General features: G+C 37.8%; 20 protein-coding genes, 17 tRNA genes, 1 riboswitch and 1 other annotated feature. Of the genes, 4 read left to right on the top strand and 33 right to left on the bottom strand.

The window, feature by feature from the left end:
* Positions 1-367 precede the first annotated feature (367 nt).
* The 5 genes from purB to FD46_RS04860 form a co-directional block, all read right to left on the bottom strand.
* The gene (gene purB / locus FD46_RS04880) at positions 368-1,666 is read right to left on the bottom strand and encodes an adenylosuccinate lyase (RefSeq protein ID WP_057896049.1); all 1,299 of its coding nucleotides are present in this window, start codon (positions 1,664-1,666) and stop codon (positions 368-370) included.
* A 12-nt stretch (positions 1,667-1,678) separates the two neighbouring features.
* A complete protein-coding gene (gene purK, locus FD46_RS04875; RefSeq protein ID WP_057896048.1) occupies positions 1,679-2,800 on the bottom strand; it encodes a 5-(carboxyamino)imidazole ribonucleotide synthase in 1,122 nt (373 codons plus the stop codon).
* Entirely contained in the window at positions 2,793-3,281 is a 489-nt protein-coding gene (purE, locus tag FD46_RS04870) for a 5-(carboxyamino)imidazole ribonucleotide mutase (protein ID WP_157047094.1), read from the bottom strand. Before purE ends, purK begins: the two co-directional genes overlap by 8 nt.
* A gap of 244 nt (positions 3,282-3,525) precedes the next feature.
* Complete coding sequence (locus FD46_RS04865; RefSeq protein ID WP_057896047.1) at positions 3,526-3,729, bottom strand: hypothetical protein; 204 nt, start codon at positions 3,727-3,729, stop codon at positions 3,526-3,528.
* 129 nt (positions 3,730-3,858) lie between these two features.
* Entirely contained in the window at positions 3,859-5,109 is a 1,251-nt protein-coding gene (locus FD46_RS04860) for an acetate/propionate family kinase (RefSeq protein ID WP_057896046.1), read from the bottom strand.
* Positions 5,110-5,302: 193 nt separating this feature from the next.
* Here FD46_RS04860 and FD46_RS04855 point away from each other — a divergent pair, with 193 nt between their 5' ends.
* Entirely contained in the window at positions 5,303-5,863 is a 561-nt protein-coding gene (locus FD46_RS04855) for a nucleotidyltransferase family protein (RefSeq protein ID WP_057896045.1), read from the top strand.
* A 130-nt stretch (positions 5,864-5,993) separates the two neighbouring features.
* On the opposite strand, the gene FD46_RS04850 is transcribed toward FD46_RS04855, so the two are convergent.
* The 4 genes from FD46_RS04850 to FD46_RS04835 all read right to left on the bottom strand — a co-directional run bounded on the left by FD46_RS04850 (position 5,994) and on the right by FD46_RS04835 (position 9,029).
* The gene (locus FD46_RS04850) at positions 5,994-7,451 is read right to left on the bottom strand and encodes an APC family permease (RefSeq protein ID WP_057896044.1); all 1,458 of its coding nucleotides are present in this window, start codon (positions 7,449-7,451) and stop codon (positions 5,994-5,996) included.
* A 211-nt stretch (positions 7,452-7,662) separates the two neighbouring features.
* A complete protein-coding gene (locus FD46_RS04845) occupies positions 7,663-8,061 on the bottom strand; it encodes a hypothetical protein (RefSeq protein WP_057896043.1) in 399 nt (132 codons plus the stop codon).
* Between the two features lie 166 nt (positions 8,062-8,227).
* Entirely contained in the window at positions 8,228-8,560 is a 333-nt protein-coding gene (locus FD46_RS04840; protein ID WP_057896042.1) for a hypothetical protein, read from the bottom strand.
* Positions 8,561-8,585: 25 nt separating this feature from the next.
* Positions 8,586-9,029 (bottom strand): universal stress protein, encoded by a 444-nt coding sequence (locus FD46_RS04835; protein ID WP_057896041.1) that lies wholly within the window; start codon positions 9,027-9,029, stop codon positions 8,586-8,588.
* Positions 9,030-9,295: 266 nt separating this feature from the next.
* Here FD46_RS04835 and FD46_RS04830 point away from each other — a divergent pair.
* A tRNA-Leu gene (locus FD46_RS04830) sits at positions 9,296-9,379 on the top strand.
* 261 nt (positions 9,380-9,640) lie between these two features.
* On the opposite strand, the gene FD46_RS04825 is transcribed toward FD46_RS04830, so the two are convergent.
* Positions 9,641-9,922 (bottom strand): hypothetical protein, encoded by a 282-nt coding sequence (locus tag FD46_RS04825; protein ID WP_057896040.1) that lies wholly within the window; start codon positions 9,920-9,922, stop codon positions 9,641-9,643.
* Between the two features lie 149 nt (positions 9,923-10,071).
* Here FD46_RS04825 and FD46_RS04820 point away from each other — a divergent pair, with 149 nt between their 5' ends.
* The gene (locus FD46_RS04820) at positions 10,072-10,362 is read left to right on the top strand and encodes a hypothetical protein (protein WP_057896039.1); all 291 of its coding nucleotides are present in this window, start codon (positions 10,072-10,074) and stop codon (positions 10,360-10,362) included.
* Positions 10,363-10,528: 166 nt separating this feature from the next.
* On the opposite strand, the gene FD46_RS04815 is transcribed toward FD46_RS04820, so the two are convergent.
* Together FD46_RS04815 and pepV are read right to left on the bottom strand one after the other, a co-directional pair.
* Positions 10,529-10,774, bottom strand: a complete 246-nt coding sequence (locus tag FD46_RS04815; protein WP_057896038.1) for a hypothetical protein — start codon at positions 10,772-10,774, stop codon at positions 10,529-10,531.
* Between the two features lie 127 nt (positions 10,775-10,901).
* Positions 10,902-12,302, bottom strand: coding sequence for a dipeptidase PepV (gene pepV / locus FD46_RS04810; protein ID WP_057896037.1), 1,401 nt, complete (start codon positions 12,300-12,302; stop codon positions 10,902-10,904).
* A gap of 132 nt (positions 12,303-12,434) precedes the next feature.
* On the opposite strand from pepV, the gene FD46_RS04805 reads away from it, so the two are divergent.
* Complete coding sequence (locus FD46_RS04805; protein WP_057896036.1) at positions 12,435-13,280, top strand: NAD(P)H-hydrate dehydratase; 846 nt, start codon at positions 12,435-12,437, stop codon at positions 13,278-13,280.
* A gap of 169 nt (positions 13,281-13,449) precedes the next feature.
* Here the strand turns inward: FD46_RS04805 and FD46_RS04800 are convergent, their stop codons facing one another.
* The 21 genes from FD46_RS04800 to FD46_RS04700 form a co-directional block, all read right to left on the bottom strand.
* Complete coding sequence (locus FD46_RS04800) at positions 13,450-14,172, bottom strand: pseudouridine synthase (protein ID WP_057896035.1); 723 nt, start codon at positions 14,170-14,172, stop codon at positions 13,450-13,452.
* A gap of 8 nt (positions 14,173-14,180) precedes the next feature.
* Positions 14,181-15,839, bottom strand: coding sequence for a putative polysaccharide biosynthesis protein (locus tag FD46_RS04795; RefSeq protein ID WP_057896034.1), 1,659 nt, complete (start codon positions 15,837-15,839; stop codon positions 14,181-14,183).
* A gap of 477 nt (positions 15,840-16,316) precedes the next feature.
* Positions 16,317-17,666, bottom strand: coding sequence for an amino acid permease (locus FD46_RS04790; protein WP_057896033.1), 1,350 nt, complete (start codon positions 17,664-17,666; stop codon positions 16,317-16,319).
* A gap of 192 nt (positions 17,667-17,858) precedes the next feature.
* Positions 17,859-20,273: a leucine--tRNA ligase gene (leuS, locus tag FD46_RS04785; protein WP_057896032.1), complete on the bottom strand. Its 2,415-nt coding sequence runs from the start codon at positions 20,271-20,273 to the stop codon at positions 17,859-17,861.
* Positions 20,274-20,337: 64 nt separating this feature from the next.
* Positions 20,338-20,549, bottom strand: a binding site (T-box leader).
* A 48-nt stretch (positions 20,550-20,597) separates the two neighbouring features.
* A complete protein-coding gene (gene metK / locus FD46_RS04780; protein ID WP_057896031.1) occupies positions 20,598-21,791 on the bottom strand; it encodes a methionine adenosyltransferase in 1,194 nt (397 codons plus the stop codon).
* Positions 21,789-21,870, bottom strand: a riboswitch (SMK box riboswitch). It overlaps the preceding gene by 3 nt.
* A gap of 113 nt (positions 21,871-21,983) precedes the next feature.
* Positions 21,984-22,057: transfer RNA gene (locus FD46_RS04775), tRNA-Asp, on the bottom strand.
* A gap of 4 nt (positions 22,058-22,061) precedes the next feature.
* Positions 22,062-22,135: transfer RNA gene (locus FD46_RS04770), tRNA-Met, on the bottom strand.
* A 14-nt stretch (positions 22,136-22,149) separates the two neighbouring features.
* Positions 22,150-22,221, bottom strand: a tRNA-Glu gene (locus FD46_RS04765).
* A 6-nt stretch (positions 22,222-22,227) separates the two neighbouring features.
* Positions 22,228-22,315 (bottom strand) — tRNA-Ser (locus tag FD46_RS04760).
* Positions 22,316-22,331: 16 nt separating this feature from the next.
* Positions 22,332-22,402: transfer RNA gene (locus tag FD46_RS04755), tRNA-Gly, on the bottom strand.
* Between the two features lie 13 nt (positions 22,403-22,415).
* A tRNA-Phe gene (locus FD46_RS04750) sits at positions 22,416-22,488 on the bottom strand.
* A 21-nt stretch (positions 22,489-22,509) separates the two neighbouring features.
* Positions 22,510-22,583 (bottom strand) — tRNA-Asp (locus tag FD46_RS04745).
* A 4-nt stretch (positions 22,584-22,587) separates the two neighbouring features.
* Positions 22,588-22,661, bottom strand: a tRNA-Met gene (locus FD46_RS04740).
* Positions 22,662-22,680: 19 nt separating this feature from the next.
* Positions 22,681-22,770 (bottom strand) — tRNA-Ser (locus tag FD46_RS04735).
* 47 nt (positions 22,771-22,817) lie between these two features.
* A tRNA-Ile gene (locus FD46_RS04730) sits at positions 22,818-22,891 on the bottom strand.
* Positions 22,892-22,911: 20 nt separating this feature from the next.
* Positions 22,912-22,985: transfer RNA gene (locus FD46_RS04725), tRNA-Met, on the bottom strand.
* 29 nt (positions 22,986-23,014) lie between these two features.
* Positions 23,015-23,088 (bottom strand) — tRNA-Pro (locus FD46_RS04720).
* 7 nt (positions 23,089-23,095) lie between these two features.
* Positions 23,096-23,169 (bottom strand) — tRNA-Arg (locus FD46_RS04715).
* Positions 23,170-23,182: 13 nt separating this feature from the next.
* A tRNA-Leu gene (locus FD46_RS04710) sits at positions 23,183-23,268 on the bottom strand.
* A gap of 13 nt (positions 23,269-23,281) precedes the next feature.
* Positions 23,282-23,353, bottom strand: a tRNA-Gly gene (locus FD46_RS04705).
* Between the two features lie 7 nt (positions 23,354-23,360).
* Positions 23,361-23,436 (bottom strand) — tRNA-Thr (locus FD46_RS04700).
* Positions 23,437-23,569 lie beyond the last annotated feature (133 nt).

The following is a 23,569-nucleotide window of genomic DNA, read 5'->3' as shown; positions in this document are numbered from 1 at the left end:
TTTAGGTAAAAACCATCGCTATTTAGTATAAAGGTTAACAAGCTTATTAACACACGTCAAGAGATAAAAGACGAACTTTATAAAAAATACATCTTGTAATATTCTTTTACTGCCAATAAAGAATTAAGTTGGAAAAATATTATCCAAAATCACAGCTAATCACGAACTATGCATAGTTGCTACATGGTAAGTTTATTGTTTGAAAGCTGGGAAAATTAAGTTTTACCGAATATTTCGAATCAAGAGCCTACCTTAAAGACATTAATTTTTACCAACATTTTAAAATAAACTGGCTTTTTTATTTTTATAAGCAAATAAAAAACCGGAACAAGCAAAAGCCTGTTCCGTAAATTGTTCTCATCTTTATTTAGTTACTTAACCCAACACGTGCAAAAATATCATCAACATGACGCAGATGCCAATGATAGTCAAAAGCGTCATCTAAGTCGGCCTTAGACAACCGTGACATTATTTTTTCATCTTTTTCCAACAATGGTCTGAATTGGATCTGCTTATCCCAAGATTCTGCCGTTTTAGGCTGAATAAGGTCATATGCATCTTCACGGCTCATTCCCTTATCGATTAATTTTAATAGTACACGGCCACTGTAAATTAAACCAAAAGTTCTCCCCATATTACGCTTCATATTTTCTGGAAAAACAGTCAATGTATCTAATATTTTACCAAAACGATGCAGTATATAATCGATTAGGATAGTAGTATCAGGTAAGATGATCCGTTCTGCTGAAGAATGCGAGATATCACGTTCATGCCAAAGCACCACATCCTCATAAGCTGTAACCATATGTCCACGCACTACACGTGCTAAACCGCAGATATTTTCTGAACCGATTGGGTTACGTTTATGCGGCATCGCCGAAGAACCTTTTTGTCCCTTGGCAAAATATTCCTCTACTTCGCGCGTTTCTGATTTTTGCAGCCCTCTGATTTCTGTAGCGAACTTTTCCAAGCTGGTTGCAATCAGTGCAAGTGCAGCCAGATATTCGGCATGCAAGTCGCGCGGCAGTATCTGGCTGGAGATTTCTTGTGCACGGATTCCTAGTTTTTGACAAACATACTTTTCAACGAAAGGATCAATATTAGCAAATGTACCTACTGCTCCGCTGATTTTCCCAGCTTCGACTCCTGCTGCCGCATGTTCAAAACGCTCAATGTCTCTTTTAATCTCGGAATACCAACGAGCTAGCTTGAGCCCAAAAGTTGTCGGTTCAGCGTGGACACCATGTGTACGCCCCATCATAACAGTATGCTGATACTGTTTCGCCTTCTTGGCAACAATTTCTTTGAAAGCAGCTAGATCATTACGAAGTATCTCGTTAACCTGTTTCAACTGATAGCCATATGCAGTATCAACAACATCAGTACTGGTCAATCCATAATGAACCCACTTTTTTTCGTCACCTAATGATTCGGAAACACAGCGTGTAAACGCAATGACATCATGATGCGTACTCTGCTCAATTTCTAAGATACGTGCAACATCAAAACGCGCATTTTTACGAATTTTATCGACATCACCAGCTGGAATGTGACCTAATTTTGACCAAGCCTCATCCGCAGCAATTTCAACTTCAAGCCAACATTCATATTTCTTTTTGTCGTTCCAGATTGCCGCCATTTCAGGTCTTGTATATCTTGAAATCATTATTTTTCCCCTTTAGTCCCAAACTTTGGTTTGCTTAATCTCTGTCAGTGTTTCATTGATATTATCAGTTAGAATACTGATATGCCCCATTTTACGATCACGGCGAATCTCGTCTTTGCCGTAATCATGGAAATGCCACTGTTTTTTTTGTGCAACGAGCCTTTTAGCACCAGCAACATGCTGTCCTAGAACATTAACCATAACAACTGGCTGCAATAATTTAATTTGTGGTAACGGCCAGTTGCAAATTGCCCGATTGTGAATGTCAAACTGAGAGAAGTTGCAGGCTTCGATAGAATAATGCCCAGAATTATGAGGGCGCGGTGCGAGTTCATTAACATAAAGTTCTTGATCTTCTCCAACAAATAACTCTATTCCAAGAATACCACAAAGGTCGATTCCTACAGCAATTTTTTCAGCAATTTTACGTGCCTTTTCCTGTAAACTTTCAGAGATTCGTGCAGGAACAATACTTTCATGTAAAATTTGATTGCGATGAATGTTTTCACTTACTGGAAAAAAAGAGAGGGCGCCTGCGCCATTTCGGCCTACCATAATAGAACATTCCTTATTGAAATTAACCCAGCCTTCTAAAATACATTGTCCTTTTGCTAACAGTTCTGGAACTTTTAAAAGGTCATCTTGGCTATGTAATACAACTTGTGACTTTCCATCGTAACCACCTTGACACGTTTTTAAAACCGCAGGGTACCCAATTTCAAAAAGCGCAGTCCTAAGTTGTTCTTCATCTGCAATCGCTTTAAATGGTGCTACTTTCAAGCCAAGCTTTTTAATAAAAGTTTTTTCACGTAAACGGTCTTTTGTCACCGCTAAGAGATGTGTCCCTTGTGGAACAGCTACTTGATCCTGCACATCTTCCAAAGCCTGCAAATCCACGTTTTCAAACTCATAGGTTAAAACGTCCGCACGTTGTGCAAGCTCTTCAATTGCCTTAAGATCATCATAAGGAGCAACTATTTGATCATCAGCTGCCTGTCCCGCTGAACAATCAGAATTCGGATCTAAGATAAGTACCCGAAAACCTGCTTCTTTAGCAGAAAAAGTTAACATTTGGCCCAATTGTCCGCCGCCTATGATTCCAATCGTTTTTCCCTGTTCAATGAAACTAGTCAAGCTGCTCACTACTCCTTACTGAAGTGTCATGTTGTTTCTTACGAAAAGCTTCTAACTTTTTAGCAATTTGAGGATCTGAAAGTGCGATAATCTGTAATGCCAACAAAGCTGCATTTTTAGCTCCAGAAATTCCAATTGCGGTTGTTGCTACAGGAATTCCCGCCGGCATCTGAACAATTGACAAAAGCGAATCAAGTCCGTTCAATGCATGACTTTGGATAGGCACACCAATTACCGGAAGAATTGTGTTAGCAGCAAGCATTCCAGGAAGATGTGCTGCTCCGCCAGCTCCCGCAATAATAACTTTAATTCCAGCAGAAAGTGCATTTTGAGAAAAAGCGAACATTTCCTTTGGCATCCTGTGTGCCGAAATGACTTTTTTGGTGTACTTAATTTGAAACTCATCCAAAATGTCGGCAGCTTCTTTCATAGTCTTCCAGTCTGAAATACTGCCCATTACAATACTTATTTTAATACTCAAGGTGTCCCCTCCTAACAAAAATAGCTTATCAGACAGTTTACAGATTGTCAAAGCTAAAGTCGAACTATTATTTAAATATATTACATTTCGTACGTATCAATAGTCGCATAAATTTCAAAAATATCTTTAAACAAAAAAGACCACGTTAAATTCTCTCGACGTAATCTCTTATGGCTTAAAATTTAAATTTTCATCATAAAACATATTCAACAATTAAACTACTACTAAAGCTTCAAACTTCCAATCAATCTTCAGCTGCTGCCATCGCTTCAAGGATATCTTCCAAGCGATCTCGCTCAGCCTCAGCTCTGCGTTTCTTTTCATCGTAAGCATCTAACAAGTGGCGACCGCGATTGCGCTGGCTAATTTCCTCGCAAACTCGATCAAGTTCAGTAATTCTCTCGACCGCCGCTTGATAATCATGTAAAATATCAAGTTTATTGCTCATGACAAAAGCCTCCTAAAAAATAATTTATCGACTTGAATAATCTAACACTTTTCGTCATGTTTGTGAACCAGTTTATATTACATTTGCGTTACAACTCAATCAACTTTAAAACTAAAACGGTAATTTTCCTTAATTACTATGAGCACGGACAGAAAGCGTTTTTTTATTGCTAACTTGTTCTTTCGAAGATTCTTTTTTGATGACTTTCTCAACATCACGTGCAATCATTAACTCTTCATTGGTGGGAATTACCATAACGGCAATTTTTGAAGCAGGAGTGACTATAAATTCTGCAACTCCCCGCTTTTTATTTGCTTCTTTATCAACCTGGATTCCTAGAAAGGCCAAACGATCCATAATTTTTTCCCGAATATATGAGGAATTCTCGCCAATTCCTGCTGTAAAGATAATCCCATCTACTCCCCCCATTTCAGCCGTGTAGGCGCCAATGTACTTAACAACATCTTTTACAAATATATCAATTGCCAAACGTGCTCTTTCATTAGACTCACGTTTTGCTTCAATATCTCTCATATCAGAAGATATTCCTGAAATTCCTAAAAGTCCCGATTTTTTATTAAGGTCGTAGATCACTTCTGGCATCGAGTGCATATCGAGCTTTTGCATCATAAAAGAAATCATTGCTACATCTGCATCACCTGATCTGGTTGCCATCGTAATACCTGTTAAAGGTGTAAAACCCATAGAAGTATCAAATGACTTGCCGTTTTTTACTGCACAAAGAGATGCACCGGCCCCTAAATGGCAACTAATTAATTTCAATTTGGACAATGGTTTATTCATCATTTTTGCTGCTACTTCAACAACATAGCGATGGCTTGTTCCATGGGCGCCATAGCGTCTTACTCCGTAGTTGTGATACCACTCATACGGAACACTAAAAATAAAATTTTGTTTAGGCATAGTTTGATGAAAGGATGTATCAAAGACAGCTACAGAAACTGCGTCAGGTAAAATTTTTTTAAAAGCTTTTATTCCCATCAAATTGGCTGGATTATGAATTGGCGCATATTCCGCAAGGTCATTGATTCTACGTATAACTCTAGTTGTAACCCTAGCAGATTTTTTAAAGTATTCGCCACCCGCAACTACTCTGTGCCCAACCCCTTTAATTTCAGAGAAATTATGAACAATTTTTAAATCCAATAGCAACTGGAGCAATTTTTTTACCGCTGCCGAATGGTCCTTTAATTCTTCTTCTTTTTCGTATTTTTCTTTCCCGTACTTAATTTTGATAGTGCCCTTTGGGATGCCAATACGATCAAAGACTCCTTGAGCTAAAACCTGTTCGTTGTTCATTTCAAAAAACTTAAACTTTAAACTGGAACTTCCTGCATTTATTGCTATGATTTTTGCCATTTCAATCCCTCCTAGCCTATAAAAACGCTTTCACAGATATAATATAACAAATTTTGAGAAAAATTTCATTAACTCTTACGTTATTTTTACTCTTTTAACCTTATTTTCGTTTCTAACTTGAAAAAAGTTGTCCTTTAATTATAAGTAAAAAGCAATTACAATTATGCAGTAAGACTTTTTATGGAGGAATATAATGCAACACGAAAAAGAATTAATTAGTTTAGTGAAGAATACACCTGAATTCAATGAAATACACCAAATCTTAACAAAATATCACCTCCAAGATGCTTTAATCTGCAGCGGAGCCCTTCGTAATCTTGTGTGGAACAAGCTTACAAATCGGTCTAATTCAATTTTAAGCAGTAACTTGGATATTCTGTATACAAACCCTGCCGAAACGTACGAGCAAATGTTAACTTTACGAGCTATAATCACGCAGTCACATTCAAAGTATCTCTGGAATCTTCAAAACACGGCTTTAAACAATGTAAAAACACGGCAACCCTTCGGTAAAAATCGAGCGTTAGCACTTGAAAGTGTTCCTGAAACATGCAGTGCTGTTGGTGTCTTTCTTACGCCAAATAACGAAATTAAGGTAATTGCTCCGTTCGGTCTAGAAAACCTCTTTAACATGGAAATTCACCCCACCCCGCGTTTTGTCCATGATCCTACTTTACTTAAGCAGTTCAAAAGAAGAGTTATTTCCAAAAAGTGGGGAGAAATTTGGCCACAGTTAACCTTTTTTGATAACTGACAGGATAATTGACAAGTGTAAAAGAAAACTAAAATAGACCCACTTCAAGATAAGGATTTAACTAATTCTTTGAAGCAGGTCTATTTTAGTTTTCTTTTGTTTTTGCTGGTCATTTAAATACCAAGTTAAATTATTTCTTGTCTTCTAGTCTTTTACCCTTGCGTTCGCTTAAAAATGAATGTCTCATTCCATAACCAAAGTATATTACAAGTCCAAAAATGAACCAGTATAAAGCATATAATTTTGCATCAATATCAAGCCCCCAGAAAACTGCAAAAGCTGCTAAGAAAGCTAAAGCCGGCATTACCGGATATAATGGCATTTTGAACCCCGGTTCTGGTAAATCCTTGCCTTCACGCGGACGTAGTGCATAGATACCGAGCGAAACAAACATAAAAGCGATTAAAGTTCCTGCAGAAATAAGCTGTGCCAAAAAAGCAAAAGGAAAAACAGCACCTAAAACTACTCCGACAGTTGACAAAACAACTAATGCACGATTAGGAAGCTTATTATCATTCAACTTGCCCAACCATTTTGGTAGCATTCCGTCGCGGCCGAACGAATATAAAAGTCGTGAACCTGCCATCATCATTCCAATTAAAGCAGTAAACATTCCAACAACTGCTATAGTTTGAACAACGATTGCAACGACAGGATGACCGCTTTCGCGCAGTGCCCAGCCAACAGGTTCTGCATTATTAGCATAACTTGAATATTTGAACATTCCGACCATCACTAACGAAACACTTACAAATAAAATAACGGCCAATAGTAATGAACCCATAATACCTCGCGGCATGGTCTTTTTAGGATTTTTCGCTTCTGCAGAGTTTGCAGCAATCGAATCAAAGCCAATATACGAAAGAAAAATCGATGAAACACCTGCGTAAATTCCCTGCCAGCCTCCAAAAGCAGAACCATCAGGATTAGGATGATATTTCGGAATGAAAGGAGAATAATTTGAGGCTTTAATTGCTGTTAAACCAACAAAAACAAATAGTAAAATAGCTAAAACTTTGAGCACAACCAAAATGTTTTCAACGCGTGCTGCGCCAGAAACACCACGTGCAAGCAAGAGGCCCACTAAAACAACTACAATAACTGCAATTACATCCACAACTCCGCCTGAAGTTCCATAAGCATTTGCAAGCTGCTTCGGCAATACGAGCCCTAAAGGTTCAATTAAACCTCTAAAGTTAGCTGATAACCCAGAGGCAACAAAAGCAACTGCAATAAAATATTCTGCCAACAGGGCCCAACCAGCAATCCAACCAAAAAATTCACCAAAAATTACATTAATCCAAGAATATGCGGATCCGGCAAATGGCATTGCAGATGACATTTCCGCGTAAGCAAAGGCCACTAAACCAGCAACAATTGCAGCTACAAGAAATGAAAGTGCAACTGCAGGACCGGCATGAGAAGCAGCAACAACGCCGGGCAATGTAAAAATAGATGTAGAAACAATTGTTCCTACACCCAAGGCTAAAAAGTCTTTTACGGTTAAAACTTGTCTCAAATGAGAATCCTTATCTCGATACACATCCGGATCCTCTTTTAAAAAAATACGCTTAAAAAAACTATTCATAAGTATCTCCTTTTAGTAATCTTTAAATACCGTGAATTGTAACAACTTTATTAAAAAAGTCAAGAATTAAAATTAGATTACTTTAATAAATGCCTTGAATAGCAAGAGTTCACACATTTTAAAAATTAAAAAAAAATAATTATGCATTATGTCCTTTGGCAAGTTCAGTCAACTCTACAAACTAGTAGCAGTGGTACGTACCTTTAAATCCTTAAAATTTTTCTTCTGTTAGAAATTGCTGCATAAAAATTACTGGCGCACATAACTGTAAAAAAATGTATTTAATAAATTGTACAAAAAAATCCAGTAAAACAGTACGCAGATCCGTTTCTTTTTGAAGGCGCTGTTGCCTGCTCAATAAGCTTTCAGAAGAATGGGGCATCCTAGAGCTTCTTTGAAAATGGCCTCTTTTTTCTTCCTTTGCGGCAGTTTCTAAACCTTCCCGCTTGCTTTCATTAAATGGAAAAAGCATCAAAAAATTGCTGACCAAATAGTATTCCAACATTAATTTCCAACTAGAATGAACAAATAACTGCACTACTGCAAGGAGAAATATAAAAGCAAGTGCCCCATGCAGCAAAAACTTTCCATAACGTTTGAGATTATTCATAAATAGAGCCCTCACTTTAAAGAATTACTAATTAAAACACTTTTTAATGCTATCACAACACTCTAAACAACACAAAAAAACAAAAAGATCTAGTTACGTAAGCAGCGCGCAAACAGATCTTTATAAATTTCAACGTTTAGTTATACTGAGCAAAATAATCACATGGTCATGCTTTACCGTATTCCTTAATTATTTTTTCATTAAGATGATTAATATAAATCATCGCTACAGTATATAAATTAAGAAAATATATTAATATACTTAAAGAACCATAAAATGCCATCGAAACCGAAATCCAAAAGAGAAATTGGCTAAGAATCGTCCATTTTTTTCTAACAGCAAGCACACTCTGAATTTGTGGGTTCTTCGTATCTTTTAAGTTTGAAACCTCTTTTTTACCAAGTTTATCACGCATTTTTTTAACAATAGTGCTTAACCTGAAGTTATAGACCATTAACAAAACTAAGATACATAAAAAAACCAATTCAATCCTTGTCAATTAAAGCCCACTCCCTTTTTTAAAATCAAACTACTAAAACATCGCACTTTGCCGTTCTTATTACACTATCAGTAACAGTCCCTACAAAAAATCGTTCTACGGCAGATAAACCAGTCTTACCGATAACAATCAGGTCAATAGGATAATCATTAGGAAAATCTTCAGTAATAATAACCCGTGGGGAGCCGAAACGAGCATGTACTCCAAGATTATCAAAACCTTCAGCATTGACCTTTGCCTTGAGTTTTGTTAAGTAATCTTGAATATATTCAAAAGTTGAATATATCATATCTCCAGTTCCGCTCATTACCCCACCAAAGCTAGACGTGAATTGTTTAACATCAATCACATTTAAAACTTCCACTCTTCCATGGTCTCTTTGAGCAATCTTGATAGCCCTTTCAAGCGCTTTTTCAGCATTTTGCGAACCATCAACCGGAACCAGAATATTGCTGTATTGCTGTTTCATAAAAATCACTCCTACCCAACTTTACTATATACATTATTATAACATTAACACTTTCATATGTCTGTTAACCTTTATTAAAGGTTACACAATGCTGCTCGTCGGCGTTAAAAAGCGCTTACCACTCCTATGCTTATCTTTTCAGTAAAATAATTTTAAGTATTAAAATCTGCTTTTGCAGTTTTGCCTCAAAATAATGAATAAATTTAATTTCGTTCTTTTATTTTCAGCTAAGGTATTGTATACTATTAAGGTGTTATTAATTAGTTGCCCTCGTGGCGGAATTGGCAGACGCGCAGCGTTCAGGTCGCTGTTTGGGTTTCCAAGTACAGGTTCGACTCCTGCCGAGGGCATACAAGAGTTTTTAGTTCAAGGCTTGAAGAGATTTAAGGCATCATTTGGGGACTGGGTCAAAACTTATGTTTTGGCTCAGTTTTTTTGGACTCTTTTGCAATTCCATATTAACGAATTTCAGTAGTCAGTCTTTTCCGCTTAATCACAAATTACTCATAGTCAAATTCGGACTATGAGTAATTAACAGTTAATGCTCAAAGCCTAACGACTATCGGCACACTCCCTTTTTTGTACAAAACTAATTATCTCAAAGCTATGTATTATTTATTTGGAAGAGATATTGCTGTCCCATAGCCATGCAGCAAAACATATTTTGGCCCTATTGCAACATTTACAATCTGAGGTACAAAATGTACGCTAATAATGCCATCACCATTTTTGGCCACAGTTCTTTCAATTAATTTGGTTTTTACCTGATCATATAAATCATCATAACAGTCAACCTCATCAATTTGTTCTGCGGTGAGTGTTTTCTTAATGGTCGCATTGACAACCCCAAGAATCATATAAGATTGATTTATTTCTCCTGTTGTAAGAAACATTTAACCACTTCCTTATTATTAATATCTTTCACCTTTAATTTTAGAAAAATACAGTCTGTTTAACAACTAAAAAGTGAATTTATTTACTAAAATTGCCGAACCTTTCAAGCCATGCTATAATTACTTGCATTGTGAAAGGTGGTTATATTGTGGATTTTTATATTAATTTAGCAAATAATCTCAAACTTCAAGTTGAAGAAAAAACGGTTGTCACCGGATATGTGGTTAAAGGCGACATTAAAGATACTCATCTCGCAAAAGTTTTTTCTACATCTTTTGAGAAGTGGCATAAAGAACAGCACGATGAATCCAGCAGTCAAGAAATGTTTGATTACCTTGCCTGTATTCTTACCCATATTGATTGGTTTTCAATTGGAAGTGCGGTCAACCATCCTCAAATATACAGTACCAATAGCATTCAAAGTATTATTAAGTTTTAAATGTATAGAAAGTAAAAAGCATGACAGGATTTTTTAAATAATTCTGCATGCTTTTTTACCTGCTTTTCTACCTGAACAAGTACAAAGAAAATGTGAAACAAAAAGATGTATCACAATATACTTTTAACATAGCCCTTAAGTACCAATGCTTAGATTACTTCTATGTTTAAATAAAAATACGATAATTTCTCTTTGTAATATTAATAACCTCTTTTGTGGTTTTTTTTGAATTCATTTTTAATAAGTTTTTCAGCATATGTTCTAGTTTTTGATCGTCAAGCAAACCCGCTAAAACGTCTTTATCAACTCTAATCGCTAATTTTTCCCTTTTGCTGGGCACCAAGAATGTCTTTGTTTTTTCATCTTCATCTAAGATGTTTCCTTCCATTTCATGCATAAAATTTTTTTGCATGCTAAGACCTCCAATTGATTTTCCTAGCTTAATTTTACGCCTTATTTTAAGGAAATACAAAAAATTAAAAATGTATTAAAAATATTAAAAGTAAAACTTCTGAAAAACTTTATAACTGATTTAGCCTTTACTTAATTAATTCATAGATCGCTTCGGCATAGATTGCAGCTGCTCTCAACAAATCTTCTACTGGTATAAATTCATTTGCCTGATGCATTGTATCAGGCGCTCCGGGAAACATTGCACCGAAAGCGACCCCGCGTTTAAGCAGACGTCCATAAGTTCCACCGCCAACAACCATTCCTGAACCCTTATTTCCAGTTTGCCGTTCATATACCCCGAGTAATGTCTGAACAAGCGGGTCATCAAGAGATACATAGTGTGGCTGCTGTAATTTACCCGTTGGATTGACTGTTCCTTCCATTTTTTGGACTGCTGTTTTCAGTCCTTCTTCAATCTGAGAAGCTTCAATTCCTCGTGGATATCTGAAGTTAAGCGTAATCCGCCCGCCCTTAGAAGCATCAAATTCAAAGATACCAGCATTCATTGTTAAATCCCCCATTACTTTATCAGTAAAGGCCATCCCTAGATTATTCATTCTTGAATCTTGGTGCAAGTAATCAGCCGCAAAAGAGATAAAATTTGCTGCCCCGCCGCCAAGTCCAAATTGTTTTAAAAAGAGTGCTAAATACGTTCCCGCGTTTTCTCCCTTGCGTGGTTCCTGTGCATGTGCAGCCTTTCCAACCAGTATAACTTCAACAGTGTTATCTTTTTCAAGTGCTTCGCCGTCAACTGGTTTATCAGCTGTAAACTGTGCTAAATGTTCCTTAACCATATTATATTCCACACCGCTAAGAACGGCTTTTGCATCTCGTGGAACCATATTTTCACGTAATCCCGCATTAAAAGTAATTAATTTTGACTGCTCGCCATTGCCTCCTTGAAAATCTACATGATAAGTTGCATTGCCCTTTTCTCCATTAATTAGAGGGAAAAAAGCATCCGGCGAAAAACCGAAATCAGGTAGTGGCATTTTCTTAAAGTACCTTGTCATACATCTCCAACCGCTTTCCTCATCGGTTCCAATAATTAATAAAACCCTTTTGTTAATAGGTAGATTAAGTTCTTTTAGCAGCTTAAGACCGTAATAAGCTGCCATTGCAGGCCCTTTATCGTCAGATGCACCACGCGCATAGAGCTTATTGTCCTTAATAAGCGGTTTAAACGGATCTGTTTCCCAGCCCTTTCCTGCCGGCATAACATCTACATGTGCTAGAATTCCCAGAGTTTCTTTTCCTTGACCAAATTCAATATGACCAGCCATATTATCAACATTGACGGTCTTAAATCCATCACGATTTGCAATCTTCAAAAATTTTTCCAAAGCTGCATATGGTCCAGGACCGAAAGGTGCTTCTGGTGTTGCTTGGGCTTCATCGCGAACACTTTCTATTTTTAGAATTTCTTGTAAATCTGCGAGTAACGCTTCTCGTCGATTTTGAATCTCTTTCTTCCATTCAATCTGCATTGTACATCCTCCTAAAGTTACTTATTTTATAATTTTATCACGTTATAGTTATTTTCTAAAAGTTTTCAGTTACTGTTAAAGGGTTAATTGTTATATAATAAATGAAATATACTATACAAGGGAGTCTGAATAATGCTGCAATTAGATGAAAAAATACTAAATCAGATTATCAAACCCCGTCCTTTAGAAAGTCATAAGGGCAATTTTGGCAAAATTCTAACCGTTGGCGGAAATCAGCAGTATGGCGGAGCCATTATCTTATCCACAGCAGCAGCCATCCATGCTGGTGCCGGACTAGTAAGCTGTGCTACTTCTCCGCAAAATTTAACTGCACTGCATTCTATTGTACCAGAAGCGATGTTTATTGATTTTAACAATAAAAAAGCGGTTTCACAAGCAGCTGAAAAAACAAACGTTATCGTTGTTGGTCCAGGCCTAGGAATTGATATTCCAGCAGTTAATATCCTAGAAAATATTCTACGAAATTCTCGTAAGAACCAATTTTTAATTATTGATGGTTCTGCAATCAGTCTGCTTGCAGACAACCAGAAACTTTTTAAATTCTTAAAAGAAAAACAAGTTATTTTTACACCGCATCAAATGGAGTGGCAGCGCATAAGCGGCATTAAAATCGCAGATCAAGCTGAAGATACAAATAAAAAACAGCAACAGAAACTGCATGCAACCGTAGTCTTAAAAAAATACCATACTGTAATTTACCATCTTGATGGCACTTCTTCATTACTGCCCATCGGAGGACCATATATGTCCACTGGCGGTATGGGAGATACTTTAACTGGCATAATAGCTGCTTTTTTAGGACAATTTCATCTAAAGGACTATGAACAGGTTATTGATGCCGCTGTTTACTGCCATAGTGCAATTGCTGCTGAACTTTCTTCCTCGCACTACATCGTTTTACCCACAGACATTATTGGAAGACTTCAGGAATTTATGGCACAATATACTAATTCTTAAATTTAAAAACCGTTTGCACACTATGAAAAAAACACCTGCGTTTTATGCTTACTTTTAAACAAACATTTAAAGCCTCAGTTTTAAACTATAAAAAGAACTGAGATTTTTTGTAATCATGAGAAGATCCGTGTTTTTTTGAATAATGATTAGCTTAGATCATTAAATATTTCTATTTTCTTTTTAGGAGGTTCAGCTCTTGTTCAGTCAAAAAGCGAGAATCTCCTTCTTTTAGTTCAGAATCCAATTTTAATTTACCAATCGCTATTCTTTTTAATTCCAGCACCCTCATGGAAACTGCACCGAACATTCTTTTTACTTGATGATACTTTCCTTCTGTAATTACCACTTCAACCTTGCTTTTTTTGTTTTGAACATCAGTTTCCAAGACCTTAAGCTTTGCGGGACGTACTGGTTCTTTGTTTCGCAACGAAAATCCTGCTGCAAACTGTCTTACAGTCACTTCATCAGCTATTCCTGCCACTACAGCTCGATAGGTTTTTGGAACATGCTTTTTTGGAGAAATTAGTTCATGCGCAAAATTGCCATCGTTGGTTAATAGTAATAAACCCGTAGTATCTTTATCCAAACGGCCAACAGGAAAAAGTTTCTTTCTTGCTTTAACCTTGTTTCTTATAAGAAAGAGCACTGTTTGCTGATGTATATCAGTAGTAGCAGATACAACATTTTTCGGCTTATTAAGCATTAGATAATAAAATTCTTGATATCTTACTCGTTTACCTGCTATACAGACTTTATCTTCATTAGCGTTAACTTGAAATTTTCCAATGATAATAACTTCTTCATTAACAGTCACATTTTTAGCTTTTAATAACTTTTTCACCTGCGAACGTGTTTTTCCAATAGCCTCAGTCAAAAACTTATCTAATCTCATCTAAAGATTCACCTGATTCTTAATAATCTGCGTAGCCCACTGGCTCTGGCACCCAAAATTTTGTCAGCCATTCTTGTTTTCAAGCATAGATAAACATAGCAAAAGCCGCCTGTCCCTACACTCATTAAAAGAGAGAGCATAGCTTGAATACGATATTGCAAGTTCAAGAATAAGCTGCTGACTTGAACTGTGCCTAGTGCTACTACGAAAGTAACTAACGAAAAGAGAAGCAATGCATCAAAACGCCTAGTTACTCGGTTAAGGTCAAGTTGATACGAATAGTAAAAACAACGCAGCATAAGCCAATTTGAAACCATCATTCCTGCTGCTGTAGCCAGCAGCGGTCCAAATGGATGCAGCAGCATTGTCAACGGAACTTGCAGTATTATTTTAATTATTATTCCGATTACAAAATATCGGATCGCCAATTTATTTTGATAGATTCCCTGCAAAAGAGAAGAAAGCACCATGAACAAACCAATTGGAATTGCAACATAAGCAGAAAAACTTAAAACATAAATACCCGTAATATCGTATTGATAAAACACAACATAAAGCGGTTTAGCAACTGCAGCCATCCCCAATGAACATGGCAGCATCAACAACAAAAATAACTCTACTGCATCTGTAATCTGTGCGGAAATCTGTTTCTGATCTTTTTTAGTATAGGCTTCTGAAAGCAGCGGGATCACAGTTGCAGCCATGGCAGCTGCCAAAGAGATTGTGATCATAATCAATTTGTTTGCGTTTCCAGCAAAGATCGCATACAAATCGTTAATCATTTTTACACTAAAATTAGTAGAAAAAAGCATTATTTTTTTAAAAGTAAACTGATCCAAAAGATTATACAGAGTTGTTGAAACACCAATAATAATAAAGGGAACTGACTCAACCAAAAGATCTTTAATAACTTGCCCATCCGAAATATCAAGCTGGTTAGCGCTTTGTGCAGCTAATTCATTGAGTCTTTTTTTCTTTTTAAGGTAAAAAAATCCCAAAAAGGTAAGTCCGCCCAAGGCACCAATAAAAGCTGCAAAAGTTGAATGTACCACACCTGTGACATAACTTCCCTTTAAAACACGCATAATCAGATAAGTTGCAGCCAGCATATAACAAACACGGGCAACTTGTTCCAGCAGCTGTGACAATGCCGAGGGAAACATATCCTGATAGCCTTGAAAAAAGCCGCGTGTCAAGCTCATCAGTGGGATAATTGTAAGTGCTATTGCAAGTGAACGGTATACTGGAACTACTTTTGGATCCCCTTGAGATATGAGAGGAGCAATCAACCACATGATTAAAGCGGCACCTATTCCGAGTCCTAGCATCAGTAAAACCAACTTTTTATACAGCCGCTGCCCAAGCGCATATTCATTTTTAGCATTATAATGAGCTACCTGCTTTGAAACTGCAGAAGGAATTCCTGCAATAGAGATCATTAAGAATACACTGTATACTGTATAGCCTTGAGTATATAAATAATTTGCCGCCAAATTATCTTTACCAAACCATGCATACCAAGGAATAATGTAAATCGCGCCTAAAATTCTGGAAAAAATACTTCCCATTGTCATCCAAGCAGAACCACGCAACATTTTTGCTTTGGCCGACTCGTCTTTTTCAAATTTATTATTAACTTGTTTGTCTTGTATCGGCTTACCTATCATTTTTTTCCTACCTTTTTACTTGATTCAACTTTGTTAATTCTAAACTGTTTTTAAAGTGCATGCAATCATGCCCCTAAAATTTACATTAATTTAAAAAGTAGCTGCTAATTTATACCAGAAAAACAATTGCTTTGTTCTCATTTAAATACCTGAATAATATTTCAATTCAGCATTTTTTCCAGGAATTTAATAAAAAATTTGGCTACTTGAACAGCTAAACACGGATATTGCCTGATAACACAAAGAGACTGGGTTAAAAATTAACTTTTACCCAGTCCCCCTATTTTAACCTGAAATATGCGCATTAATATGTTTCAACAATCAGTCTTTTACGCTTAACCACGAAATTATTCATAGTCAATTCAGACCGCGTCCGTAATTTCAGTTAACGCTCAAAGCCCAACAACTATTGGCATGATTTCTCTTGACTTTTTAAATACACTTTTTATTAACTGTTTGAAAAAAACAGCGGGCTATTTATAATTTTTTTTTCACTTTTTTAGGGATCAAACTATAACAAAAAGCCAGAAATATAAACCAAACTAGCGAAAATATCACAGATAGTAATGTACTCTTATCTAAAACAAGCAGGAATAAAACTCCTGCAAAAAACAAAATTGTAAGTATACTTGAAAAAGGATAAAACGGCATTGAAAAACTTGTCTTTTTTCCTTTCAACGCTGCTTTATACTTAGCATGACAGATCACTAATACTATCCAAACAAAAATGAAACTGATAGTTGCAACTCCAGAAATAATTTGAAAAACACTTTGAGGAATTACGTAGTTCAATAGTACGATTACGAGCAGTACGATTGAGGAAAAAAGCAAAGACTGTACAGGAACTCCATGGCTGCTTGTCTTTGCATATGAACTAGGTGCTTTGTTACTACGTGCAAGTACAAACAATGTCCGACTAGTACTAAAAATAGCACTATTGCATGCGGATAAAGCAGCTGTCAAAACTACAAAATTAATGGCTCCTGCTGCCATTTTGACCCCTATCCCAGAAAAGACCTGTACAAAGGGACTGGAAGAAGTCACAATCTCATTCCAAGGATAAATACACATTATTACAAACATCGAACCGATATAAAATAATCCTATTCTAATGGGAAGGCTGTTAATTGCTCGCGGAAGATCACGTTTAGGATTTTCAGTTTCACCAGAAGTCAGCCCAACCATCTCAATTCCAGTAAAAGCAAAGATAACCATTGGAAATGCTGCTAATAAGCCCGACCACCCCTTAGGGAAAAAACCTCCGTGTGCAAAAAGGTTATTTACAGAAACAACATTGTCTCCGATTCTTACTCTAAACAATATCAGGAAAACTCCGGTTATAATCAATGCAATAATTGCCAAAACCTTAACGCTAGCAAACCAAGATTCTAACTCACCGTACAGCCCAACACTAAGCAGATTAAAAGAAAGGAGCGTAATAATAATTACCAAAGGTACAAGCCACTGCGGAACAAACGGAAACCAGTATCTAAGATAGATCCCGCTAGCAGTCAAATCAGCCATTGCTAAACTGATCCAGCAAAGCCAGTAGGTCCATCCAATTACAAATTCCCAGCGCTCCCCCAAATACTTTCTTACAAAGTCAATAAAAGACGTTAATTTGATATCAGACAGAACTAATTCACCGATTGCTCTCATCATAAAAAAACAGATTATCCCGGCCATTAAATACGCAAGGATTAGCGCCGGCCCTGCCTTTTGAATAGCCGTTCCAGACCCTAAGAAAAGGCCAGTTCCGATTGCACCACCAATTGCGATCATCTGAATGTGACGATGTGTAAGCGAGCGTGATAGCTCATTTTTCATTTTTTTGAAAAACCTCCTGTATTTTAAAGTACTTTCTCCAGTATATAGATGCATTAACAACATTGCAATCAAATTTTAATGTTAATCTAAAAGTTCATAAACTGAAAAAACCATTATCAACTACTTAAAAAGGGGTAAGCGGTCTAAAACCAGATCGCTTGCCCCTTTCAAAAAAATACTATTAATTAACTATTACTTAATTACAATATTTACTAATTTATCTGGTACTGCAATTATTTTCACTACCGTTTTATCCGCTATTTCCTTCTTAACTTTTTCATCGGCAAGTGCTGTCTCTTGCAGTTTTTTTCTTTCTGTTCCTTTTTGAATGACCATATGCTGGCGCACTTTTCCATTAATTTGAACAACCACTTCAACATTGTCTTCTACCAACTTTTCCGAATTAAAGGTTGGCCACTTTTCGTAAGTAATAGTTCCAACATGTCCTAGCATAGTCCAAAGTTCTTCTGCAACATGAGGTACTATTGGTGAGAGCATCTTTACTAACCCTTCCATATATTCCAATGGTAATGAGTCTGATTTATACGCTTCATTTACAAAGACCATCAGTTGAGAAATAGCGGTGTTAAAATGTAATGCCGCAAAATCTTCACTGACTTTTTTAACCGTTTGATTATAGACACGTTCTAGTTTTCCATCATTGATAGTAGTAATCCGATCGCGTAATTCATCATTGTCGTCAACTATCAACCGCCAAACACGATGAATAAACTTATTTGCACCATTCAGTCCATCTTCACTCCAAGCAATTGAGGCGTCCAATGGACCCATAAACATCTCGTAAAGACGTAATGTGTCTGCCCCGTACCTTTTAACAATATCATCGGGATTAACAACATTTCCTTTTGATTTAGACATTTTTTCATGGTTGTTGCCCAAAATCATTCCTTGATTAACCAACTTTTGGAACGGTTCCTTAGTAGGAACAACTCCAAGATCATAGAGAAATTTATGCCAGAAACGTGCATATAATAAATGCAATACCGCATGCTCAGCACCACCAACATAAAGATCAACTGGCATCCATGTCTTTAATTTTTCTAACGATGCAATCTCGCCTTGATTATGTGGATCTACATAACGCAAAAAATACCATGAACTGCCTGCCCATTGCGGCATCGTATTTGTTTCACGCTTTCCTTTGCGCCCATTTTTATCAACAACATTAACCCATTCATCTAAGTTAGCGAGTGGGCTTTCCCCAGTACCAGAAGGCTTAATATCAACCGCCTTAGGCAAACGTAATGGCAGTTGATCTTCTGGAACAAGCGTTGTCTCACCATCTTCCCAATGAATTACGGGAATCGGCTCGCCCCAGTAACGCTGGCGTGAAAATAACCAGTCACGAAGTCTGTAATTGACTTTTTCTTCACCTGCATGGTGATCTTTAAGCCAATCAATAATTGTTTTAATTGCCTCTTCTTTGTTCAATCCGTTAAGGAACCCTGAATTGATGTGTTTTCCGTCCCCGATATATGCTTCCTTGGTAACGTCTCCGCCTTCAATCACTGGTACAATTTTCAGACCAAATTTCTTAGCAAAATCATAATCACGTTCATCATGTGCAGGCACAACCATCACAGCACCTGTTCCGTATGTAGCTAAAACATAGTCTGCAATCCAGACCGGTACTTTTTCACCATTTACCGGATTAATTACATAACTGCCGGTAAACACACCTGTTTTATCTTTAGCAAGATCCGTTCGTTCCAAATCTGATTTGTGTGAAACCTGTTTAACATACTCTTCAACACTATCTTTTTCTTCAGGAGTAGTTAATTCCTTTACAATATCAAGCTCTGGAGCCAAAACAAAAGCAGTAGCACCAAAAATAGTATCGGGTCTGGTAGAAAAGACTTCAATCTCACGCTTTTTATCCCCAGCAACCTTAAATCTGATACTGGCACCAACAGAGCGCCCGATCCAATTGCGTTGTTGTTCTTTAATATTTTCAGGCCAATCAATGTCATCTAAATCCTTCAACAAACGATCAGCATAAGCAGTAATGCGCAAAACCCATTGCCTCATCGGTTTGCGAATAACTGGGAATCCTCCACGTTCAGTCTTTCCATCAATTACTTCTTCATTGGCTACTACGGTTCCCAAATCCGGACTCCAATTGACAGGAACCTCAGCTTCATAAGCAAGCCCTTTTTCATAAAGCTTTTCAAAAATCCACTGTGTCCATTTATAATATGAAGGATCTGTTGTATTAACTTCTCGATCCCAATCATAAGATAGTCCTAAAGATTTTATTTGGCGCCTGAAATTATTGATGTTTTCTTTAGTAAATTCACGTGGAGAATGTCCGGTATTCAAAGCATATTGTTCTGCTGGCAGTCCAAAAGCATCCCACCCCATCGGATGCAAAACATTATAACCCTGCATCCTTTTCATACGAGAAATAATATCAGTTGCTGTATATCCTTCCGGATGCCCAACATGCAGTCCTTGACCAGAAGGGTACGGAAACATGTCAAGCGCATAGTAACAAGGCTTTTTTGGATCTTCCGTTGTTTTAAAAGTCTTATGTGTTTCCCAATAACGCTGCCACTTATCTTCAATAATACTGTGATTGTAACTCATCTTTTACCTTCATTCCCTTCTTAAATAAAAAAGTCCCATATCGAGCCTACTTTTAGAAAGCTCCATATAGGACGAAAATACTCGCGGTACCACCTATCTTCCGGCATTGGTTCGCCGGCTCTTTAATCTTTATAACGGAAGATTCCGTTTCCGCCTACTTTAATTTCAACAGACAACTCCGAGGTGAGTTCAAAATACAATCATAATACGTTTACACCGACCACGTACTCTCTTAAAAAAATTGTTCTTTTTACTATTCCCCATCATCATTATTATTTTTTAATATACTAGCAAAAATAAGTAAAAAAAGCAAGTTTTCATGGGCTACTTCAAGTCTAAATCTGCCTTTAATTCTGCTACTTTATCAGTCTTCTCCCATGGAAGATCAATGTCGGTTCTTCCAAAATGGCCATAAGCTGCTGTCTGTTTATAAATCGGCCGTTTCAAGTCAAGCATTTGAATGATTCCAGCAGGTCGCAGATCAAATATTTTTCTGATCGTTTTAACTAATAATTCGTCATCAACCTTGGAGGTGCCAAAAGTATTGACCGAAACAGAAACCGGTTGAGCTACCCCGATTGCATATGCAAGTTCTACTTCAATTTTTGAAGCGATCTTAGCTGCTACGATATTCTTTGCAATATAGCGGGCAGCATAACTTGCAGAACGATCAACTTTGGTAGCATCTTTGCCAGAAAAAGCACCACCACCATGATGAGCATAACCACCATAAGTATCAACAATAATCTTACGTCCTGTCAAACCTGCATCGCCTTGAGGTCCTCCAATTACAAATCTGCCAGTAGGATTGACAAAGTACTTTGTCTTTTCATCCAATAATTTTGCAGGGATAACTGCCTTAATCACATGAGCAATCACATCTTGCCGAATTGTTTCTAAGCTTGTACCTTCATCATGTTGAGTAGAAATAACTACTGTATCCACCCGTACGGGCTTATCGTTTTCGTTATATTCTACTGTTACCTGTGCTTTAGCATCCGGCCCGAGGTAATTCAGAGTACGATCTTTTCTCAATTTAGCAATTCTGCGCATCAACCTGTGGCTTAATGCAATTGGCAATGGCATGAGCTCAGGAGTTTCATCAATTGCATACCCGAACATCATTCCCTGATCCCCAGCTCCAATTTGGTCGAGCGGATCACCATCTCCCTGCCGTGTTTCTAGGGATTCATCTACCCCTTGCGCTATATCCGGTGACTGCTCATCAAGAGCCGTTAAAACGGCACAGTTATCACCGTCAAAACCATATTTACCGTCTGTATATCCAATCTTCTTGATTGTTTCTCTAACAACCTTTTGAATATCAATGTAGGCCTTAGTAGAGATTTCACCTACAACAACTACTAATCCTGTAGTTACAGTAGTCTCACACGCAACTCGAGAATTTGGATCTTTTTCTAATAATGCATCTAAAATTGCATCACTGATTTGATCGGCAATTTTATCTGGATGTCCTTCAGAAACAGACTCGGACGTAAATAAATGTCTTTCTGACACAATAATTCCCCCATTCAAATATTTGGTTACAAGGCATCTTCACATTAATGAATCCTATCGGGAATGTGCTGTAACATTAACTATTTTAGCACACCAATAAATAAGATAAAATATCAACTATGATAATAAATAAAATTAGAGCCATAAAAAAAGCCAGTAAACTGAAAATACAGTTTACTGACACGCTTTTTACGGTCCTAGACGGATTTGAACCGACGATCTCCTGCGTGACAGGCAGGCGTGTTAGACCCCTACACCATAGGACCATAATTGCGGGAGAAGGATTTGAACCTACGACCTTCGGGTTATGAGCCCGACGAGCTACCAGACTGCTCCATCCCGCGATAATATTAAAAAGTGACCCGTACGGGATTTGAACCCATGTTACCGCCGTGAAAGGGCGGTGTCTTAACCACTTGACCAACGGGTCAAAAAACGGAGAAGGAGGGATTTGAACCCTCGCGCCGCTTTCACGACCTACACCCTTAGCAGGGGCGCCTCTTCAGCCACTTGAGTACTTCTCCAAAAATAATATAAATAAGCGGGTGACGAGAATCGAACTCGCGACAACAGCTTGGAAGGCTGTGGTTTTACCACTAAACTACACCCGCATAATAATGCATATGGCGCGGGACAGAATCGAACTGCCGACACATGGAGCTTCAATCCATTGCTCTACCGACTGAGCTACCGAGCCATTACAAAACAACAATACTAGCGGTCCTAGACGGATTTGAACCGACGATCTCCTGCGTGACAGGCAGGCGTGTTAGACCCCTACACCATAGGACCATAATTGCGGGAGAAGGATTTGAACCTACGACCTTCGGGTTATGAGCCCGACGAGCTACCAGACTGCTCCATCCCGCGATAATATTAAAAAAGTAAAAGGAGGATGAGAGATTCGAACTCTCGCGTGGTTTTACCCACCTGACGGTTTTCAAGACCGTTCCCTTCAGCCAGACTTGGGTAATCCTCCATTATAATAAACAGATCAATTATACCATCAACTTAATTCAAGTATAATGGACCTTGTAGGACTCGAACCTACGACCGGACGGTTATGAGCCGTCTGCTCTAACCAACTGAGCTAAAGGTCCAAGTTCTATCAACTTGTATATCGCGGTGAAGGGGATCGAACCCCTGACCTCCCGGGTATGAACCGGACGCTCTAGCCAGCTGAGCTACGCCGCGATGTGCTCAAAGAGTATCACTACTCTCTATCGGGAAGACAGGATTCGAACCTGCGACCCCCTGGTCCCAAACCAGGTGCTCTACCAAGCTGAGCTACTTCCCGATGATAATGCACCCAGTAGGAGTCGAACCTACAACCTTCTGATTCGTAGTCAGACACTCTATCCAATTGCGCTATGGGTGCATAAATATAACTATGCCGAGGACCGGAATCGAACCGGTACGGTAATCACTTACCGCAGGATTTTAAGTCCTGTGCGTCTGCCAGTTCCGCCACCCCGGCAAGAATAATGACAAGCGGAAGACGGGATTCGAACCCGCGACCCCCACCATGGCAAGGTGATGTTCTACCACTGAACTACTTCCGCATAAAAATGGTGCCGACTAGACGATTCGAACGCCCGACCCTCTGATTACAAATCAGATGCTCTACCAACTGAGCTAAGTCGGCAAGACACAATACTCATAAACAACAACTTAGTTATATTATCATATTTATACACTAACGTCAATATATAATTGACATTAATGAGTCGTGACAGGCTCGAACTGTCGACCCTCTGATTAAAAGTCAGATGCTCTAC

Origin of the sequence: Liquorilactobacillus oeni DSM 19972 (genome assembly GCF_001436275.1) — a bacterium.
Taxonomy (GTDB): Bacteria; Bacillota; Bacilli; order Lactobacillales; family Lactobacillaceae; genus Liquorilactobacillus; species Liquorilactobacillus oeni.
This window is presented reverse-complemented; position numbering and strand designations above follow the sequence as displayed.

What these genes read in the sequence shown, in the direction of transcription:
- purB (WP_057896049.1), bottom strand. Translation starts at nt 1,666, where the DNA reads ATGATTTCAAGATATACAAGACCTGAAATGGCGGCAATCTGGAACGAC.
- FD46_RS04865 (WP_057896047.1), bottom strand. Translation starts at nt 3,729, where the DNA reads ATGAGCAATAAACTTGATATTTTACATGATTATCAAGCGGCGGTCGAG.
- FD46_RS04860 (WP_057896046.1), bottom strand. Translation starts at nt 5,109, where the DNA reads ATGGCAAAAATCATAGCAATAAATGCAGGAAGTTCCAGTTTAAAGTTT.
- FD46_RS04855 (WP_057896045.1), top strand. Translation starts at nt 5,303, where the DNA reads ATGCAACACGAAAAAGAATTAATTAGTTTAGTGAAGAATACACCTGAA.
- FD46_RS04850 (WP_057896044.1), bottom strand. Translation starts at nt 7,451, where the DNA reads ATGAATAGTTTTTTTAAGCGTATTTTTTTAAAAGAGGATCCGGATGTG.
- FD46_RS04845 (WP_057896043.1), bottom strand. Translation starts at nt 8,061, where the DNA reads ATGAATAATCTCAAACGTTATGGAAAGTTTTTGCTGCATGGGGCACTT.
- FD46_RS04835 (WP_057896041.1), bottom strand. Translation starts at nt 9,029, where the DNA reads ATGAAACAGCAATACAGCAATATTCTGGTTCCGGTTGATGGTTCGCAA.
- FD46_RS04825 (WP_057896040.1), bottom strand. Translation starts at nt 9,922, where the DNA reads ATGTTTCTTACAACAGGAGAAATAAATCAATCTTATATGATTCTTGGG.
- FD46_RS04815 (WP_057896038.1), bottom strand. Translation starts at nt 10,774, where the DNA reads ATGCAAAAAAATTTTATGCATGAAATGGAAGGAAACATCTTAGATGAA.
- pepV (WP_057896037.1), bottom strand. Translation starts at nt 12,302, where the DNA reads ATGCAGATTGAATGGAAGAAAGAGATTCAAAATCGACGAGAAGCGTTA.
- FD46_RS04805 (WP_057896036.1), top strand. Translation starts at nt 12,435, where the DNA reads ATGCTGCAATTAGATGAAAAAATACTAAATCAGATTATCAAACCCCGT.
- FD46_RS04800 (WP_057896035.1), bottom strand. Translation starts at nt 14,172, where the DNA reads ATGAGATTAGATAAGTTTTTGACTGAGGCTATTGGAAAAACACGTTCG.
- FD46_RS04795 (WP_057896034.1), bottom strand. Translation starts at nt 15,839, where the DNA reads ATGATAGGTAAGCCGATACAAGACAAACAAGTTAATAATAAATTTGAA.
- FD46_RS04790 (WP_057896033.1), bottom strand. Translation starts at nt 17,666, where the DNA reads ATGAAAAATGAGCTATCACGCTCGCTTACACATCGTCACATTCAGATG.
- leuS (WP_057896032.1), bottom strand. Translation starts at nt 20,273, where the DNA reads ATGAGTTACAATCACAGTATTATTGAAGATAAGTGGCAGCGTTATTGG.